This is a genomic window from Achromobacter animicus (genome assembly GCF_040775605.1).
GTDB lineage: Bacteria > Pseudomonadota > Gammaproteobacteria > Burkholderiales > Burkholderiaceae_B > Achromobacter > Achromobacter animicus.
The window spans coordinates 5,594,358-5,610,696 of the sequence record NZ_JAYGJK010000001.1 but is presented as its reverse complement, the minus strand read 5'-3'; the positions used below and the strand labels follow the sequence as shown (position 1 = coordinate 5,610,696).

The window sequence follows — 16,339 nt, the reverse complement described above, 5'->3', positions numbered from 1 at the left end:
CGCCTAGACCCCCAGATAGCGGTGCGCCAGGTCGGGCTGCGCGGCCAGTTCGGCGGGGCTGCCATGCCAGACGACGCGACCCTTTTCCAACACGTGGTGGCGGTCAACCAGGGTCGCCATTTCCTTGAGGTTCTTGTCGATCACAAGAATGGTCTGGCCTTCTTCCTTCAAGCGGCGCAGGCAGTTCCAGATTTCCTGGCGGATCAGGGGCGCGAGGCCTTCGGTGGCTTCGTCCAGGATGAGCAGGCGCGGGTTGATGAGCAGGGCGCGGCCGACAGCCAGCATCTGCTGTTCGCCGCCGGATAGCGTGCGGGCGGATTGGGTGCGGCGTTCCTTCAGGCGCGGGAACAGGTCGAAGACGCGGCCGACGTGCCAGCCTGCGTGCGTGTTGCGGGCGGTGGCGACGAGGTTTTCTTCGACGGATAGCGATCCAAACACGCGGCGGCCTTCGGGGACGAGACCGATGCCGAGCTGCGCGATGCGGTGCGGGGCCATGCCGGTGATCGGTTTGCCGTCGAGCAGGATGGCGCCGCCCTGCGCGGGCAGCATACCCATCAGCGTCTTGACGGTCGTGGTCTTGCCCATGCCGTTGCGGCCGATCAGCGAGACAACTTGCCGCGGCGCGATGTCCAGGTCGACGCCAAAGAGCACTTTGCTGGCGCCATAGCCGCCTTGCAGTTGGTTCACTTGCAGCATCAGTCCTCCTCGCCCAGATAGGCGGCGCGCACGTCGGGATGGCGGCGCACCTCGTCGGGCGTGCCGGTGAAGATGGTCTTGCCGTAGACCAGCACGGTGACGCGGTCGGCCAGCGCGAAGACGGCGTCCATGTCGTGTTCGACCAGCAGGATGGCGTAGCGGCCCTTCAAGGTCTGGAGCAGCGCGGTCATGCGTTGCGATTCCTCGGCGCCCATGCCGGCCATCGGTTCGTCCAGCAACAGCACGGAGGCGTCCAGCGACAGCGCCATGGCGATTTCGAGCTGGCGCTTTTCACCGTGCGCCAGCGCGGACACGCGCACGCCGGCGCGTCCGGCCAGACCGACACGTTCGAGCGCATCGCGCGCCGGTTCGCGCAGCCGGGCCATGCGCCGCGCATTGCGCCAGAGATTGAAGCCGCCCGGGCTGTGCGCCTGCACGGCCATGGCGACGTTGTCTTCGGCGCTGAAGTCGGGGTAGAGCTGGCTGATCTGAAACGAACGGGCCAGGCCCGCGGCGGGGCGCCGGTAGGCGGGCATGCGCGTGATGTCGGCGCCGTCGAGCCAGATGCTGCCGGCATCGGGCAGGATTTCACCGCTGATCTGCGATAGCAGCGTGGTCTTGCCCGCGCCATTGGGGCCGATGAGGGCGTGCAGCTCGCCGGGCCGGACCGCGAGGTCGACGCCCTGCGTGGCGTGTACCGCGCCAAAGGATTTCTGCAGGCCACGGATCTCCAGTTTGGGATGGGTCATTGCTTGCCTCCCACGAGCCAGCCGTACACGCCGCGTTTGCCGAAGAGCACCACCAGCACCAGCACGGGTCCCAGGATCAGCATCCAGTGCTCCGTCCAGCCGGTGGCGACCTGCTCCAGGCCCAGGTACACGGCCACGCCGAGCACTGGGCCGAAGATCGAACCCATACCGCCCAGGATGACCATGGCCATGAGTTCGCCGGACTTCTGCCAGGCGGACATGTCCGGGCTGACAAAGAGCGCGTAATTGGCCCACAGCGCGCCGGCAAGCCCGGTTCCGGCAGCCGACAGCACGAACGCCGTGAGGCGATAGCGCAGCGGCGCGAGGCCCAGGGCGATGCTGCGGCGCGGATTCTGCTTGATGCTCTGCAGTGCCATGCCGAACGGCGAATTGACGATGCGCCGGCACACGATGATCCAAAGGGTCATGAGCGCCAGGCACACGTAGTAGAAGGTGGCCGGATCGTTCACGTTCAGCCCCGGCAGCGTGTTGCGCGCATCGATCGACAGGCCGTCGTCGCCGCCGTAGATCATCAGCCCGACGAGGATGAAATACAGCATCTGCCCGAAGGCGAGCGTGATCATGATGAACTGCACGCCGGAAGTGCGCAGCGACAGAAAGCCCACAACCAGCCCGGCCAGCGCGGCAACCGCGACGGCGAGCGGCCACATGACCAGCGCGGCATTGCTGCCGCTCCAGCCAAAGATCGTCTCGCCCATGTTGACGTGGTAGGCGGCGATGCCGATGACGTAGCCACCTAGCCCGAAGAATGCGGCGTGGCCGAAGCTGACCATGGCGCCGTAGCCCAGGATCAGATCCAGACTGACAGCTGCGATGGCGTAAATGAGAAATCGCGTCATGAGGTTGACGAGAAAGCTCTCGCCCGTGGCCTGCGCGATGGCCGGCACCAGCACAAAGAGCAACAGCCCGATCGCGTTGACGACGACGCTGCGGGTGATGCGCGGTCTGCCAGCAGAGGAAATGTCTGACACCCTCGACACGCCGTCACGGTTTGGAGTGCCGCCTCGGGTGTCGGACACCGATGCGCCCGCGCCGCCGGTGTCAGATAGCGGCCCGGCAGCGGGATTCGTTGAAGTTGGTCTGGTCATGAATATCTTTCCTAGCGCTGGGCCGGCACCAGTCCGCGCGGCTTGAACAGCAGCACGATGGCCATCAGGATGTAGATGCTGGCGGACACGAGGCTCGAACTTGCGGAGTCCGAGAGCTCGGGCGGCAACAGGCGCGACATCCAGAAGGGGATGTAGGCGCGCCCCAGCGCATCGGTCATGCCGATCATCAGCGACCCCACCAGCGCGCCGCGCACGGAGCCGACGCCGCCCACCACGATGACGACGAAGGTGGTGATGAGAATGCGTTCGCCCATGCCGATCTCGACTGCCAGCAAAGGCGCGGCCATGACGCCCGCAAAGCCGCAGAGCAGGGCGCCCAGCGTGAAGATCAAAGTGAAGAGGCGCTGGATGTCCACGCCCAGCGCGTCGACCATCTCGCCGTCGTCGGCGCCGGCGCGCACCAGCATCCCGACCCGCGTGCGCGAGATCAGCAGCCACAGGCCCACCGCCACCAGCGCGCCCGCACCGATGAAGGCGAGCCGCATGATGGGATAGTTCAGGCCGGGCAGCAGCGCGACGGATCCTGACAGAAAAGGCGGGATGTCCATGAAGGGCGGGCTGCGGCCGAACAGCACGGTCACCAGTTCATTGGTGAACAGGGTCAGACCCAGCGTGGCCAGCACCTGATCCAGGTGATCGCGCCGGTACAGGTGACGGATGACCAGCAGTTCGACGATCAGCCCGTACAGCGCCGCGCCGGCCAGCGCAGCCAGCAGGGCGGCCGCGAACGAGCCCGTGGACGCCGCCGCGCTGGCCGCGCAGAACGCGCCCACCATGTAGAACGAACCGTGCGTCAGGTTGATGACGTTCATGATGCCGAACACCAGCGTCAATCCCGCCGACAACAGAAACAGCAAGGCGCTGTACTGCAGGCCGTTCAGGACCTGCTCCAGGAACATCAGCATTGCGACTCCTTCTCGGGAGAGCTTGAATGGCTAGGCCGCGCGGCGCCAGCGAGCCCGGCGCCGCGTGCCTTGTGCCGCGTCATGGCATCTTGCAGTCCGCGGCGTGCACGTCCGTGTGGTCGCGGGCAAGCACCTTCAGGTTCTTGTAGACCAGCTTGCCGTCGGGGCCCGCTTCAATGTGCAGCAGATACCAGTCCTGGATGGGATGCTGGTTCGGCCCGAACTTGAATTTGCCGCGCACGCTGGGAAAGTCCGCGCGCCGCAACGCATTGCGGAAGTCGTCGGGCTTGCCGGTGATGTCGCCGTTCACGGCTTTCAACGCGGACCCGATCAGATTGGCGGTGTCGTAGGCCTGGGCCGCGTAGGCGGTGGGCGCGCGGTTGTAGGCCTTGGTGAAGGCTTCGACGAAGTGCTTGCTCTGCGGGTTGTCCAGGTCGGCGCTCCACAGCGAGCTCAGGTAGAAGCCCTTGCCCGCGGTGCCGGTGGCGGCCAGCATGCGGTCGTCCATCGAGTAGATGGGCGTGATCATCTTGATCTTGTCCGCCAGGCCCGAGTTGGCAAACTGCTTGGTCAGGTTGATGCCCGCGCCGCCCGGATGGAACTGGAAGATGGCGTCGGGATTGAGCGAGCGGATGCGCGCCAGCTCCACCGAGAAGTCTGCCTGCTCGAGCTTGGTGTAGATCTCGTCGGCGATCTCGCCTTTGTAGGTGCGCTTGAAGCCGGCGATGGCGTCTCGGCCGGCCTGGTAGTTCGGGGCCATGATGACCACGCGCTTGGCGCCCAGCTCATTGGCCGCCATGCCGGCCGTGTCTGCGTACGAGTCGTTCTGGAACGCCACCGAGAAGTAATTGGGGTTGCAGGCCTTGCCGGCGAAGTTGGACGGGCCGGCGTTCAGGCTGACGTAGAAGGCGCCAGCGTTGAGCACGGTAGGCCCGACGGCGGCCATGACGTTCGAGAAATTGATGCCGGTGAACAGCCGCACGCCGCCTTGCACCATCTTGTCGGCAATCTGTTTGGCGTTGGCGGGTTTTAGCGCGTCGTCCTCGACGCGCACGTTGACCGGAACGCCGCCCAGCTTGCCGCCGCCTTCCTTGACGGCCAGCATGAAGGCGTCGCGCTCGTCTTCGCCGATGTAGCCGGCGGGCGTGGACAGCGTGCCGATGAATCCGATATCCACAGGTTTCTGCTGGGCGCTGGCCGCGTACGAGGCCAATGACAGCATGACGGCGGCCGCGCCGCGGATGGTGCTTTTGTGCATGGTTGTCTCCTCTTGTACTGATGCTTGTATGCCGCGTGCTCTTTGGCAAGCGGCGTTTTCCCTGCTGCGTCTTTTGCTGCCACTATTGCTGCGTCATTCTCTGCATCTTTTGCTGCGTCCTTTATTGCCGCGCCGTCTATTGCGGCGCGCTTCCCGCCAGGCAGTTCTCCACCTTCCACCCATACAGCCACTGCAATGCGTCATAGAACTGGGCCTGGCTGCGCCCCGTCCACAGCATGTTGCGCACGGTGCGCTCCACGCCGCGCGCGTGATAGAGCCTGCCCATTTCGCGTGTCGACCACACCACGCGCGCACTGCGCGGGATGCGGACCGATTCGTACAACCGGAAGGCGGCGGGCAGGTCGTGCTCGCACCGCCTGATGGCCTCGCCCAGCGTCACGGCGTCTTCCAGCGCCATGCAGGCGCCCTGAGCCATGTATTGCGTCATGGGATGCGCGGCATCGCCCAGGATCGTGACGCGGCCCTCGCCCCACTGTTCCACCGGCTCGCGATCGGCGGTCGCCCAGCGCTTCCATGACGTCGGACGGTCCAGCATCTGATGCGGCGTCGGGTGTATGCCCTGGAAGTACGACAGCACCTCGTCCTTGCTGCCTTCCCGCACGCCCCATTCTTCCTGCTCACGGCTATGGAAGGTGACGACCAGGTTGTATTGCTGCCCGCCGCGCAGCGGATAGTGCACCAGGTGGCAATGCGGCCCGGCCCACAGCACCGGGGCGTTGATGCGCAGCTCCCGGGGCATGTTCTCCTCTTCGACCACCGCGCGGTAGACCACGTGACCCGTCACCCGCGCCGGATCGCCCACCATGCGCTCGCGGATCACGGACTTGACGCCGTCTGCGCCCACCACCGCGTCGGCGCGGTAGCGGTTGCCATGCGTGTCCACGACTTCCACGCCGTGATCGTCCTGCGTCATGCTGGCGATCTGCGTAGACGTGCGGAACTGGATCAGCGGGTCCTGCTGCACGGCCTCCAGAATGGACAGATGGATGTCGGCGCGATGAATCACCGCATACGGGCCGCCAAACCGTGCTCGGAACGCTTCGCCGGTGTCGATGCGCACGACCTCCCTGGCGTCCACCGCATCCATCATGATGATGTGGTCGGTGAATACCGCGCGCTCGCGCGCCGTGCGGCCCACGCCCAGGGCATCCAGCGCCGCGAAGGCATTGGGGCCAAGCTGGATGCCGGCGCCGATCTCGCCGATGTGCGCGGCCTGCTCCAGCAGTTGCACGGCAATGCCCTGCCGTGTCAGCGCCAGCGCAGCCGCCAGCCCGCCAATGCCGCCGCCCACGACGATCACGGTTTGTGTCTTCGGGTTTGCCGCCAGGTTCGTAGTCATGTCGGTATCTCGCGGTTCAGTCGTGGCCGCCCAGGAAGGCGCCCTGTTGCTTCAATTGCGCCTGCAGCGCCGAAATGGAAATGTCGCCGGGCGCAATGCCGTCGCGCAGCGCCATCGCGGATGCGGTGCCGGCGGCTTCGCCCATGACGAAGCAGCTGCCGCTGACGCGCGCCGCCGACTGCCCCTCGTGCGTCATCGACGCGCAGCGGCCAGCCACCAGCACGTTGCTGGCCACGCCCGGTCCGCGCCGCGGCACCATCATGCGAAACGGCAGCTGGTTGTAGCCACGCGATTCGGGGATGGGCGGCCACACCCACTTCACGTCGCCCGCCGTGTGCATTTCCAACGGCCAGCCGTTCACGCCGATGCTGTCCGGAAAATCCGCGCAGCCCAGCACGTGCTCCTGCGTCAGCACGGCCTCGCCGACGATGCGGCGCGTTTCGCGGATGCCCAGCTGCGGCGCGATGTCCAGCACATAGGCCTGCTCGAACCCGGGCACCTTGGCGCGCAGGAACGCCAGGTAGTTCATGATCTGCCGGCGGCCTTCAAGCTCACCTGCCGACAGGGAATCCGCGTCGGTGCCATCCGCCGCGCTGCCGTCCGCATTGGCAAGCTGCGTGACGTTGACGCGCCATTCGTAATCGTGCTTTTGCGGCCGCACGATGGCGCCTTTGCGCGGAAACGTGAATTCACCGCTGGCGGCGGCGTCGTCCATCAGCGCCGGGATGGTTTTCCAGGCCTCTTGCGCGCGCGCGCCGTCCACATTGCCCACCTTGAACATCAGCGTCGGGTAGAGCATGTGACCGTGGGCGTCGCCTTTTTCAAACGGCAGACCGCCCCAGTGCGCAATATCGGCGTCGCCCGAACAATCAATGAAGATCTTTGCGCGAACGGCGCAGCGGCCGGACTTGGTTTCCAGGAACAGCGCGTCCACGCGGCCCGCGTCGTCACGCGTCAGGCCCGTGGCCAGCGCATGAAACAGCACCTGCGCGCCGCTGTCCTGCACCAGGCCATCCGCCGCGCACTTGAAGGCCGAGATGTCGTAGGCCTGCGCGTGGATCTTGCCCAGGATCAGGTGCGGATCGTTCAGCCCGTCCATCGCGCGCATGCGGTCCAGAAGGTCGTCGGTCATGCCGTGCACCACCTGCCGGATGTCGCCGTGGATGTTCGCGTGCAATCCGCAGAAGTTGGACACGCCCGCGGCGGTGCCCATGCCGCCCAGGAACCCGTAGCGCTCCACGAGCAGCACGCTCGCGCCGTTGCGCGCGGCGCTGGCGGCCGCCAGCACCCCGGCGGGGCCGCCGCCCAGGACGACGACCTCGTACTCGCCATACAGCGGCACCTGACGGGCGGGTTCGGTGATGACCATCTGACTCTCCTTGCGTTCATTGCAGCCGGCGTGCGCCGTCCTTCTTAGCCCACTTCTTGGTCCGCTTATGGGCACAGTTATTGGCCCTTGATCCCCAGCTTCTTGATCAGGGGCTCCCAGCGCTTCAATTCGTCATCCATGTAGCCGCGGAATTGCGCGGGCGTATCGCCCACCGGATCCATGAACTGCGCCTGCAGCCGCTTGGCGACCTCGGGATCGTGAATCGCCTGGATCAGTGCGTCGGACAGTTTCTTCTGTACATCGGCCGGCGTCTTGGACGACACCACAAAGCCGATCCACGCCGAGCCCTCGATCCCTTGCACCCCCACTTCCGCCAGCGTCGGAATGTCGGGCAGCAGCGCGGACCGCTTGGACGACGTCACCGCCAGCGCCTTCAACCGGCCATCCTTCACCATCGGCATCACCGCAATGGGCGGCAGCGCGGCAAACTGGGTGTCGCCCGACAGCAGCGACGTCAGCGCCGCCGGCGAGGACGGGTAGGGCACGTGCGTGGCGCGCGCGCCGATCTGCTGCAGCAGCATTTCGACCGCCAGATGCGACACCGTGCCCGCGCCCGGCGACGGGAAGTTGTACTTGTCCGGATTCTTCTTCAGCGCGTCCAGCAGCTGTCCAATGTTGCCGATGCCGGCGGAGGCCGGGACGACCAGCACGTTGGGCTGATGCACCGCCAGCGTCAGCGGCGCCAGGTCCGTGGCGGGCGCGTAGGGCAGCTTGTCGAACAGCAGCGTGTTGTTCACCAGCGGGCCGGTGATCGACACGCCGAAGGTGTAGCCGTCGGGCTTGGCGTTGGCGATGGCGAACGTGCCGATGTTGCCGCTGGCGCCCGGCTTGTTTTCCACAACGATGGTCTGGCCGAGGATTGCGCCCGCCTTTTCGGTGACGATGCGGGCCACCTGGTCCGGACTTGAGCCTGGACCGAACGGCACCACTGCCTTGAGCGGCTGCGTGGGCCAGGCATCTGCGGCGGTGGCGGTGGCGGTGGCGGCCAGCGGCGCCAGCACGGCAAGGCTTAGTGCCGCAATGCGTCGCGCCACTGCGCGGCTAGGCAGCAAGGTCGAAGCTTCAAGCATGCGTGTCTCCCACGTCCTTCATGGTGTCGAAGTAGGTCTGTTCATTGGCGATGAAGGCGGCGACCATCGCGCGATAGGTGGCGTCCACTACCTGCTCCAGGTTGGAGAAGCCCTGGTTGTGGCGCTGGGCGAGCGCCCGGGCCTTTTCAAATACCTGGGCTTGACGCGCGGGCGCGCTCACTTGAAAGGCGTCGCGTTTGAATCGCGCGGCGTCCTTCACGTACATCGCGCGTTCGGCGATCAGCCGCACGATTTCGTCGTCCAGCCGGTCGATATTGGCGCGCACGTCGGCCAGATTGGCGCACAGCGGGCGATAGGCCGGATCGGTGTACTCGCGCAGCGGCGCGCCGTGGGTGTCGGGTTCTTTGCTCACTGGGTGTAGTCCGGTTGCTGTGCAGGCGCGGCCTGCTGGAAGGCGGGTTGCGCATTGCAGTGTTCGACGATGCGCAGGATGCTCGGATAGGCGGACAGGTCGCAGCCCATGCGCTGCGCGTTGGCCACCTGCGGCACCAGGCAGCAGTCCGCCAGCGTGGGCGCGTCACCAAAGCAGTACGCGCCGTGTCCGTGACGCGCCAGCAGCGCTTCCACTGCCGTCAGGCCTTCGCGGATCCAGTGGTGATACCAGGCGTTCTTCTGGGCGTCCGTCGCGCCCAGCACTTCCTGCAGATAGCGAAGGATGCGCATGTTGTTGACCGGATGGATGTCGCACGAGATGGCGTGGGACAGCTCCAGCACGCGCGCGCGCGCCAGCGCGTCGGCCGGAATCAGCCGCGGCTCGGGATGCGTGGCGTCCAGGTAGTCGATGATGGCGAGTGACTGCGAAAGCTGCACATCGCCGTCAATCAGAAGCGGCACGCCGGCCGACGGATTGCGCGCCACATAGTCTGGTGCTCGCTGCTCCTGCTTGCGCAGGTTCACGGGCAGGTATTCGTAGGACAGACCTTTTAGCGCAAGCGCGATGCGCACGCGGTAGGAGGTCGAACTATTGAAGAAGTTGTGCAGTTGCATGGATGGGGCGTTTCGTGAGGACGGTTGGCTGTGGGCGGATCTTTCAGGGACGTTCAGGGCAGGAACGTTGGTGCCGGAAACACTCATTCGGCCGTGATGCCGGTTCGGGCGACGACGTCGTCCCAGCGCTTGGCGTCACGGGCGATGAGGGATCCAAAATCGGCAGGCGTTGACGTGGCCGGCACCATGCCCTGCGCATCGAATGCCGTGGCGGTCGCGGGCGTCTGCAAGATGGCGTTGATCGCCTGGTTCATGCGGTCGACGATGGCAGGCGGCGTGCCTTTGGGCGCCAGGACCCCATACCACATGTCCACGTCGGCCCCCTGCAGTCCGGCTTCCGTCAGCGTGGGCACGTCCGGCAGTTGCGGCAGGCGCTTCGGGCTGCCGGTGGCGATCACCTTGAGTTTGCCGCCCTTCACCTGCGGCAGCGCCACGTGAACGGGCAGGAACATGTAGTCGAGCCGTCCGCCTAGCATGTCGGTGACGGCGCCCGCCGTGCCCTTGTACGGCACGTGCAGCATGCTGGCGCCGGTGCGGTCCAGAAACAGCGCCATCGAAAGGTGATGGGGCGTGCCCACGCCGGGCGTGCCGTAGCTCAGCTTGCCCGGTGCGGCCTTGGCCGCCAGCACCACGTCGGCGACGGTGTTGGCGGAATTGGACGGATGCGTGACCAGCAGCAGCGAGCCCCACGAGGTCAGGCCGACCGGCGCAAAGTCCTGTTGCGGATCAAAGCGCAGCTTGCCCTTGTAGAGGCTGCTGTTCATGACGAACGTGTTGACCGTGACCAGGAATGTGTAGCCATCGGGGGTGGCGCGCGCGACCTTTTCGCTGCCGATATTGCCGCTGGCGCCAGCCAGGTTCTCGACGACGACGGGTTGGCCCAGCGTCTGCGGCAGGCTAGCCGCGAGTTGGCGCGCGATCAGGTCGATGCCGGTGCCGGGTGTGAAGGGCACCACCAGCGTGATGGGGCGGTCGGGCCAGGCGGCGTGGCTCGCCGCGGCCGCAAAGGACAGCGCCGCGGCAGCCAGAACACGTAGCAACTTCAACATGGGTTGTCTCCTTGTTTGTCGCCGGTCATGCGCCGGCTTTGAAGGGCGGCGGGTCTTGGGACCCGCTCGCCAGGGCACTGAGGTCCGGCTACTGCTACACGTAAGGCGCGCGCTCCTTCAAGGCGACCGGGTCAAAGCCCGCCACCTGCTTGTAGCGCCGGGAAATACCTTCCAATTCCTCGCGGCTGATGACGTCCTCGATCCGCGTATAAGGCTTGTCCGCCGAACGTACGTGGACTTCACGCAGGATCGCGTCCGGCGGGTTGCTGCGATTGGTCAGCACGACGCGCGTCGTGGCTTCGACGCGCACGCGGTCGTACTGCTGCAAGGCATCGGGCGTCAGGCCCAGGCGCTTGAACTGGCCGGTCAGGTAGCGGGCGTCCACCACGGCCTGGCCCGCGCCGTTCGAGCCGCGCGGCACCATCGGGTGGGCCGCGTCGCCCAGCAACGTCATGCGGCCCTGCGTCCACGTGGGCAGCGGATCCTGGTCGACCATGGGGTACTCCAGAATCGAGTCTGCGTCCTGAATCAGCTTGGCCACGTCGAGCCAGTCGAAGTGCCAGTCGGCAAAGGCCGGAAAGAAGTCCTCGAGCCTGCCGCTGCGGTTCCAGTCGCGCACGGCAGGTTGCTCGGCTTCGATCTCGGCGACCCAGTTCACGAGCTGGTTGCCGTCCGCGTCGATGTTGTCGCGAATCGGGTAAATCACCATCTTGCCGGTGGACAGCCAGCCGGCGCGCACCATGCTCGCGCCCGACAGAAAGGGTTTGCAGCGCGTCGTGCCACGCCACATGTTCACGCCGGAGTAGCGCGGCGCGCCTTCCTGCGGATAGAGCTGCTTGCGCAATACCGAGTGAATGCCGTCGCAGCCGACGGCAATGCGGCCGCGCATGGACGGCAGCGCATTGCCGTCGTTGTCTTGAAAGCTGGCCGTGACGCTGTCGGCGTCCTGCGTCACGCCCGTGCAGCGCGCGTTCACCACGACGCTGTCCTGGCCCAGACGTTCGCGCACGGCATCCAGCAACGCCATTTGCAGGTCGCCGCGGTGGATGGAGTACTGGGGCCAGTCGTAACCGGCGTCGGTGCCCGCCGGTTCGCCATAGATGAACTGGCCGTGCCGCGTGTAGAACACGGACTCACGCGTGCGCACGGCAATGGCGTCCAACGCGGGCAAAAGGCCCAATTCATCCAGTTCGCGGGTGGCGTGCGGCAGCAGATTGATGCCCACGCCCAGCGGCTTGATCTCTCGCACGGCTTCGAAAACGCGGCAGGAAATGCCTGCCTGATGCAGGCTCAGCGCCAGCACCAGGCCGCCGACGCCCGCGCCGACGATGATGACATCGGTGTCGGTGCGCATCGTCACACCATCTGCACGCTGAGCGTGCCCAGGCCGTCGACGCCGCCGACCATCCGGTCGCCCCGCACCACGGGTCCCACGCCTTCGGGCGTGCCGGTGTAGATGAGGTCGCCGGCTTCAAGACGGAAGTACTTGGAGAGGTACGCGATGGTTTCGGCAATGGACCAGATCAGCTTGCCGATGTCGCTGCGCTGCTTGTCCGCGCCATTGACCTGCAGCCAGATGCCGGCCTTCTCGATGTCCTTTACCGATTGCGCGGGATGCAGCGGGCCGATAGGCGCGCTCTGGTCAAAAGCCTTGCCCAGTTCCCACGGGCGGCCGGCCTCGCGCATCTTCATCTGCAGGTCGCGGCGCGTCATGTCCAGGCCGACGGCGTAGCCATAAATGTGCTGCAGGGCCTCGTCGACGGAAATGTTGGCGCCGCCCTTGCCGATAGCCGCGACGAGTTCGATCTCGTAATGCAGGTTGGCCGTTTCGGGCGGGTAGGGTAGTGAAAGCGTGCTGCCTTCGGCAACGGGCACGACGGCGTCGGCGGGCTTGCAGAAGAAGAACGGTGGTTCGCGGTCGGGGTCAAAGCCCATTTCGCGCGCATGGGCGGCGTAGTTGCGGCCAACGCAATAAACGCGGCGTACGGGAAAGCTGTCCTGGCTGCCGGCGATGGGCACGGCGACGGGGGAGGCGGGGGCAAACACAAACGACATGGAGCATCCTTTGAAGACGGGATGGAGAGTCAGGCGCGCGAGGTGGGCGATCGGCACGCGCCGGTCAGGCGACGCGTTCTTCGCGCCACAGGCCCAGCGCGTCCTGCACCGGGCGGTCGGAATAGCTGAAGAGCGTGGCGTCTTCCAGCGCGGCAAGCTGCACAGGCATCCAGGACGGCGCGACGAAAACATCGCGCGGTCCGAAATGGAATTCCTGGTCGCCGATGCGCGCGGTGCCGCGGCCCTCGACGACGCTGTAGACCGTGGAGTCGGTCGTGCGCGTGGTCTTGCCCTGAAAGCCCGCGGGCAGGAACTGCATGAACGTGGCCATCGTGGGCATGGGGTAGCCACCCGTGGCGGGATTCAGGTAGCGCAGCTTGACGCCGTCCCACGGGTCGAGTTCACCGTGACGGTAGAGCGCATCCAGCGCTTCGCGGCTGCGTTCGTACGGGTAGTTGAAGATGGGTGAGGTGCCGCTCGAAACCTGGTGACGCACGGGCGCCATGTTGTGGCCAAAGCGGGCCATGCTGTCGCCTTCGGGCCGCGTGACGGGCTGGGTGGCGGACGGATAGTTCTCTGCAAAGCCCGCGTCCAGAAAGCGCAGCAGCGGAATGTCCAGGCCATCCAGCCAGACCACGGGCTCGCCGCCTTCGACGGTTTCCGCGTTGCCGTGGTCATGCCAGGTCCATGATGGCGTGATGATGAAGTCGCCCGGGTGCATGGTGGTGCGTTCGCCGTTGACGGCAGTGTAGGCGCCGCGCCCTTCCACGATGAAGCGCAGGGCCGATTGCGTGTGACGGTGGCTTGGTGCGATCTCGCCGGGCAGGATCAGTTGCAGTCCTGCGTACAGGCTTTGCGTGATGCTGGCCTGGCCCGGCAGACCAGGGTTTTCCAGAATCAGCACCCGGCGCACTGCTTCTTCCGCCGTGATCAGCGATCCGGACGCCATGACGTCGTCGCGCACATCGTCATATTTCCACAGCGCCGGCACGCAGCGCGGCGCGGGCTGGCGGGGCACCAGGTTGTGCAGCGACTCCCACAGGGGCGCCATGTGTTTCTTGGCGATGCGCGCGTAGTAAAGGGCGCGGTCCGAGGCAGCGCTGTCCGCGCCGGTGGAATGACCGTCGTGCATGGTTGTCTCCAGTATGTCCGGCTATTGCCGGCTTCTACGGGCGGCCGCCGCGTGGGTTCGCAGCTGGTCCTGGTATGGAGACGATTATGCGAGCAGGAGCTATGCAGTTTGAAATGAAATTATCTTATTATCCATACCAATAACCATATACATACGAGACAAACCTCCCACCAAGAGGGCCTGCATGGACTGGACCCACCGCCTGCGGCTGCGCAATCTGAAGATGCTGCTCAGCCTGGCCCAGACCCGCAACATCAGCCACTCGGCCGCCATGCTCAATACGACGCAGCCGGGTCTTTCGAAGTGGCTGAAGGATCTGGAAGACGACATCGGACTGCCGCTCTTCGAGCGCCACGCGCGCGGACTGCGCCCCACGCCGCATGGCGACGTGCTGATCGCACACGCGCAGCGCGTGGAATCACAACTGGATCGCGCCAGTGCCGACATGGCGGCGCTGCGCGAGGGCGGCGGTGGGCGCGTCGTGATCGGCGCATCGGGCGCGTCCGCGTCCGACACGGTGCCGTTGGCCGTGATGAAGCTGCTCGAGCGCATGCCGCAGGCGCGCGTCAAGCTGGTGGAGGGCACGACGGATCGCCTGCTGGCGCAACTGGCGCAAGGGGATCTGGACATTGTCGTGGGACGTTCCGCGCCCGAGCATCACGATCCGGCGATCCGCTTCGAGGCGCTTTACCTGGAGCCCATCCATCTCGTGGCGCGGCCCCGCCATCCGCTGTTCGCGGTGGAGCAGCCAAGCTGGCAGGATCTGCTGTCCTATCGCTGGATCCTGTGGCCCAAAGGCACGCCCATCCGCAACGCGGTGGACGCCGCGCTCGCCGCAGCAGGCCAGGCGCCGCCGCCGGACCATATCGAGTCGAACTCGGTGACGGTCAACCTCACCCTCATCAACAACAGCGACATGATCGGCGTCGCCTCGCACCGTGCCGCGCTGCGGTTTTCGCAGATGCGGGCGATGCGCATCATCCCCGTAAGGCTGTCGGGATTCGGCTCGGTGGCGATGTATTGGCGCGAGGATGCGTTCCGGCCGGTTGCAGTTGAAGAGGCCATGGCGGCGCTGAGAAACACGGTGGCCGAGCACGCGCCAGGAGTGACCCGGCTATGACTCCCGCGCCCGCCTCCGGCCTGAATGCCCTGATCGAACAGTGCCAGCGGCTGGAAGCGGCGCTGAACGCGGGCAAGGACCCGGGGACGGCGGCGTCGATGCATCGCTTCGTCGCGGAAATGGAAGCGGAAGAGGGCCGCGCGCCGCCAGGAACGTGGTCGCCGCTGGTGCTGTCCGTGCTGGTGATGGCGGGCGGGCTGGGCGTCGGGATTGAACTGTTGAGCCTGCTGCTGCGTTTCGTGGGACCGGCAATGGCAGCGTTCGCGCTGGTGGCGGTGTGCGCGGGAACCGCGCTCGCGCTAGCGATCGGGATGGTGCTGATGATGGCGGGACGGGTGCAGGGCGTGGTGCTGTTGAAGCGGGTCTGTATCGGGTTGATTGTGGTGGGTAGCTTCGGCGGGATCGCCTGGACTCAGGGCGACGTCAGGGCCGTGGGGCCGGTGGTTGCGGTGCTTGGCGGATTGGGCGCATGGCTGGTGATGAACTCTTCGGGGTTTTATGTGTTTGTGGGGTATCGGGTGGCGCTGCGGTGTTTGGCTCGAAGGGGATAGCGATCACGTGCCGTCTGTGTAGTGCTTGAAGGCTCCCTCACGAATCCCTCTTGGGCCAATAACAGTTGTTTAACGCCACACGTAGCGTGGCTTTCCATTCCCCTGACCCATCGCAGTCAGATGATGATTGCGCTGAATGTGCCTTTGTTGTTGTGCTATCGGCCTTGAAGTCATGACGCGGTCCTCGATTCGAGGTCCATTGCAGTAGGCCACTTCACTGCGGGCGCTAGGCGCAGTGCGATGTTGTACCAAGGCACGTCGTTATGGTCACGCGGTGGACCCGGCGGAGGGAGCGCCGAGGGACCCTCCTGCATATACGTGCAGATGTACGCCCACGTGAACTCGTCGGCACCCATTGTGCTCAACGGAAAACGGTCAATGACGTTGTTCGTGCCTGGCTCGACGATGGATAAGACAACCCCCCATTTGATTATTAGCGAGCCTTGCGCGGTGAACGCTCGCTTCATCCACCGCTCTGCGCGCACTTGGGGCCAATCGTAGGACACCGGCACAACGTGCCAACGGCCTAAAGGGTTCCACCAACGAAACTGGAAGTTGTAAGCGTAGATTCGCCGGCGAGCGCGATTGAAGCGTAGCGGCATATCGCGTGGAGGCGCGGTATCAACACGAATTCCAAACGCCACAAGCCATACCACAACAAAATCCAGAGCAATTCCAGCAAAGTTGTAGACTGCATCCGTTTCTGAATCGGGTATGAAGAACAGGCCTAGCAGAATCAGCATTGCAGATACTGAAATGGTCAGATATAAGACCAGTCCCCGCGCAAGGTGTGGTGGGCGTGAAACCTCTAAATAAGTCTCGCAGATATGATTAGGATTCTCCGCTCCTAACGATGCCTCTACGGT

General features: G+C 65.5%; 17 protein-coding genes. 2 read left to right on the top strand and 15 right to left on the bottom strand.

The features are described from left to right. Positions 1-3: 3 nt before the first annotated feature. The 14 genes from AB3147_RS25580 to gtdA all read right to left on the bottom strand — a co-directional run bounded on the left by AB3147_RS25580 (position 4) and on the right by gtdA (position 13,802). Positions 4-696: an ABC transporter ATP-binding protein gene (locus tag AB3147_RS25580; RefSeq protein ID WP_175184847.1), complete on the bottom strand. Its 693-nt coding sequence runs from the start codon at positions 694-696 to the stop codon at positions 4-6. Beyond that, positions 696-1,445, bottom strand: coding sequence for an ABC transporter ATP-binding protein (locus AB3147_RS25575; protein ID WP_175122215.1), 750 nt, complete (start codon positions 1,443-1,445; stop codon positions 696-698). The genes AB3147_RS25580 and AB3147_RS25575 overlap by 1 nt, the downstream gene beginning before the upstream one ends. Beyond that, positions 1,442-2,404: a branched-chain amino acid ABC transporter permease gene (locus tag AB3147_RS25570; protein ID WP_175184923.1), complete on the bottom strand. Its 963-nt coding sequence runs from the start codon at positions 2,402-2,404 to the stop codon at positions 1,442-1,444. Before AB3147_RS25570 ends, AB3147_RS25575 begins: the two co-directional genes overlap by 4 nt. A gap of 161 nt (positions 2,405-2,565) precedes the next feature. Next, on the bottom strand, positions 2,566-3,480 hold the full coding sequence (locus AB3147_RS25565; protein ID WP_367353332.1) for a branched-chain amino acid ABC transporter permease: 915 nt from the start codon (positions 3,478-3,480) through the stop codon (positions 2,566-2,568). 79 nt (positions 3,481-3,559) lie between these two features. Next, complete coding sequence (locus tag AB3147_RS25560) at positions 3,560-4,738, bottom strand: ABC transporter substrate-binding protein (RefSeq protein ID WP_286939399.1); 1,179 nt, start codon at positions 4,736-4,738, stop codon at positions 3,560-3,562. A gap of 136 nt (positions 4,739-4,874) precedes the next feature. Continuing rightward, positions 4,875-6,098 (bottom strand): 3-hydroxybenzoate 6-monooxygenase, encoded by a 1,224-nt coding sequence (locus AB3147_RS25555; RefSeq protein WP_367353331.1) that lies wholly within the window; start codon positions 6,096-6,098, stop codon positions 4,875-4,877. 16 nt (positions 6,099-6,114) lie between these two features. After that, a complete protein-coding gene (locus AB3147_RS25550) occupies positions 6,115-7,467 on the bottom strand; it encodes an FAD-dependent oxidoreductase (RefSeq protein WP_367353330.1) in 1,353 nt (450 codons plus the stop codon). Positions 7,468-7,544: 77 nt separating this feature from the next. Beyond that, on the bottom strand, positions 7,545-8,558 hold the full coding sequence (locus AB3147_RS25545) for a Bug family tripartite tricarboxylate transporter substrate binding protein (RefSeq protein ID WP_367353329.1): 1,014 nt from the start codon (positions 8,556-8,558) through the stop codon (positions 7,545-7,547). Next, positions 8,551-8,931: a chorismate mutase gene (locus tag AB3147_RS25540; RefSeq protein WP_218342718.1), complete on the bottom strand. Its 381-nt coding sequence runs from the start codon at positions 8,929-8,931 to the stop codon at positions 8,551-8,553. The genes AB3147_RS25545 and AB3147_RS25540 overlap by 8 nt, the downstream gene beginning before the upstream one ends. After that, complete coding sequence (gene maiA, locus AB3147_RS25535; protein ID WP_367353328.1) at positions 8,928-9,566, bottom strand: maleylacetoacetate isomerase; 639 nt, start codon at positions 9,564-9,566, stop codon at positions 8,928-8,930. The genes AB3147_RS25540 and maiA overlap by 4 nt, the downstream gene beginning before the upstream one ends. Positions 9,567-9,649: 83 nt before the next feature. Then, positions 9,650-10,615, bottom strand: coding sequence for a tripartite tricarboxylate transporter substrate binding protein (locus AB3147_RS25530; protein ID WP_367353327.1), 966 nt, complete (start codon positions 10,613-10,615; stop codon positions 9,650-9,652). Positions 10,616-10,709: 94 nt separating this feature from the next. Then, a complete protein-coding gene (locus tag AB3147_RS25525) occupies positions 10,710-11,969 on the bottom strand; it encodes a flavin-dependent oxidoreductase (RefSeq protein WP_367353592.1) in 1,260 nt (419 codons plus the stop codon). 2 nt (positions 11,970-11,971) lie between these two features. Further along, positions 11,972-12,670 (bottom strand): fumarylacetoacetate hydrolase family protein, encoded by a 699-nt coding sequence (locus AB3147_RS25520; protein ID WP_239215115.1) that lies wholly within the window; start codon positions 12,668-12,670, stop codon positions 11,972-11,974. 64 nt (positions 12,671-12,734) lie between these two features. Then, on the bottom strand, positions 12,735-13,802 hold the full coding sequence (gene gtdA, locus AB3147_RS25515; protein WP_175122225.1) for a gentisate 1,2-dioxygenase: 1,068 nt from the start codon (positions 13,800-13,802) through the stop codon (positions 12,735-12,737). Between the two features lie 184 nt (positions 13,803-13,986). Between gtdA and AB3147_RS25510 the strand changes: the two genes are divergently transcribed. Together AB3147_RS25510 and AB3147_RS25505 are read left to right on the top strand one after the other, a co-directional pair. Beyond that, positions 13,987-14,922 (top strand): LysR family transcriptional regulator, encoded by a 936-nt coding sequence (locus tag AB3147_RS25510; protein WP_105240897.1) that lies wholly within the window; start codon positions 13,987-13,989, stop codon positions 14,920-14,922. Further along, complete coding sequence (locus AB3147_RS25505; RefSeq protein ID WP_175184837.1) at positions 14,919-15,473, top strand: hypothetical protein; 555 nt, start codon at positions 14,919-14,921, stop codon at positions 15,471-15,473. The genes AB3147_RS25510 and AB3147_RS25505 overlap by 4 nt, the downstream gene beginning before the upstream one ends. A gap of 170 nt (positions 15,474-15,643) precedes the next feature. On the opposite strand, the gene AB3147_RS25500 is transcribed toward AB3147_RS25505, so the two are convergent. Further along, positions 15,644-16,216, bottom strand: a complete 573-nt coding sequence (locus tag AB3147_RS25500) for a DUF6708 domain-containing protein (RefSeq protein ID WP_367353326.1) — start codon at positions 16,214-16,216, stop codon at positions 15,644-15,646. Positions 16,217-16,339: the final 123 nt, after the last annotated feature.

Coding starts and splice junctions, on each gene's coding strand:
- AB3147_RS25580 (WP_175184847.1), bottom strand. CDS start 696: ATGCTGCAAGTGAACCAACTGCAAGGCGGCTATGGCGCCAGCAAAGTG.
- AB3147_RS25575 (WP_175122215.1), bottom strand. CDS start 1,445: ATGACCCATCCCAAACTGGAGATCCGTGGCCTGCAGAAATCCTTTGGC.
- AB3147_RS25565 (WP_367353332.1), bottom strand. CDS start 3,480: ATGCTGATGTTCCTGGAGCAGGTCCTGAACGGCCTGCAGTACAGCGCC.
- AB3147_RS25560 (WP_286939399.1), bottom strand. CDS start 4,738: ATGCACAAAAGCACCATCCGCGGCGCGGCCGCCGTCATGCTGTCATTG.
- AB3147_RS25555 (WP_367353331.1), bottom strand. CDS start 6,098: ATGACTACGAACCTGGCGGCAAACCCGAAGACACAAACCGTGATCGTC.
- AB3147_RS25550 (WP_367353330.1), bottom strand. CDS start 7,467: ATGGTCATCACCGAACCCGCCCGTCAGGTGCCGCTGTATGGCGAGTAC.
- AB3147_RS25545 (WP_367353329.1), bottom strand. CDS start 8,558: ATGCTTGAAGCTTCGACCTTGCTGCCTAGCCGCGCAGTGGCGCGACGC.
- maiA (WP_367353328.1), bottom strand. CDS start 9,566: ATGCAACTGCACAACTTCTTCAATAGTTCGACCTCCTACCGCGTGCGC.
- AB3147_RS25530 (WP_367353327.1), bottom strand. CDS start 10,615: ATGTTGAAGTTGCTACGTGTTCTGGCTGCCGCGGCGCTGTCCTTTGCG.
- AB3147_RS25525 (WP_367353592.1), bottom strand. CDS start 11,969: ATGCGCACCGACACCGATGTCATCATCGTCGGCGCGGGCGTCGGCGGC.
- AB3147_RS25520 (WP_239215115.1), bottom strand. CDS start 12,670: ATGTCGTTTGTGTTTGCCCCCGCCTCCCCCGTCGCCGTGCCCATCGCC.
- gtdA (WP_175122225.1), bottom strand. CDS start 13,802: ATGCACGACGGTCATTCCACCGGCGCGGACAGCGCTGCCTCGGACCGC.
- AB3147_RS25510 (WP_105240897.1), top strand. CDS start 13,987: ATGGACTGGACCCACCGCCTGCGGCTGCGCAATCTGAAGATGCTGCTC.
- AB3147_RS25505 (WP_175184837.1), top strand. CDS start 14,919: ATGACTCCCGCGCCCGCCTCCGGCCTGAATGCCCTGATCGAACAGTGC.
- AB3147_RS25500 (WP_367353326.1), bottom strand. CDS start 16,216: ATGCTGATTCTGCTAGGCCTGTTCTTCATACCCGATTCAGAAACGGAT.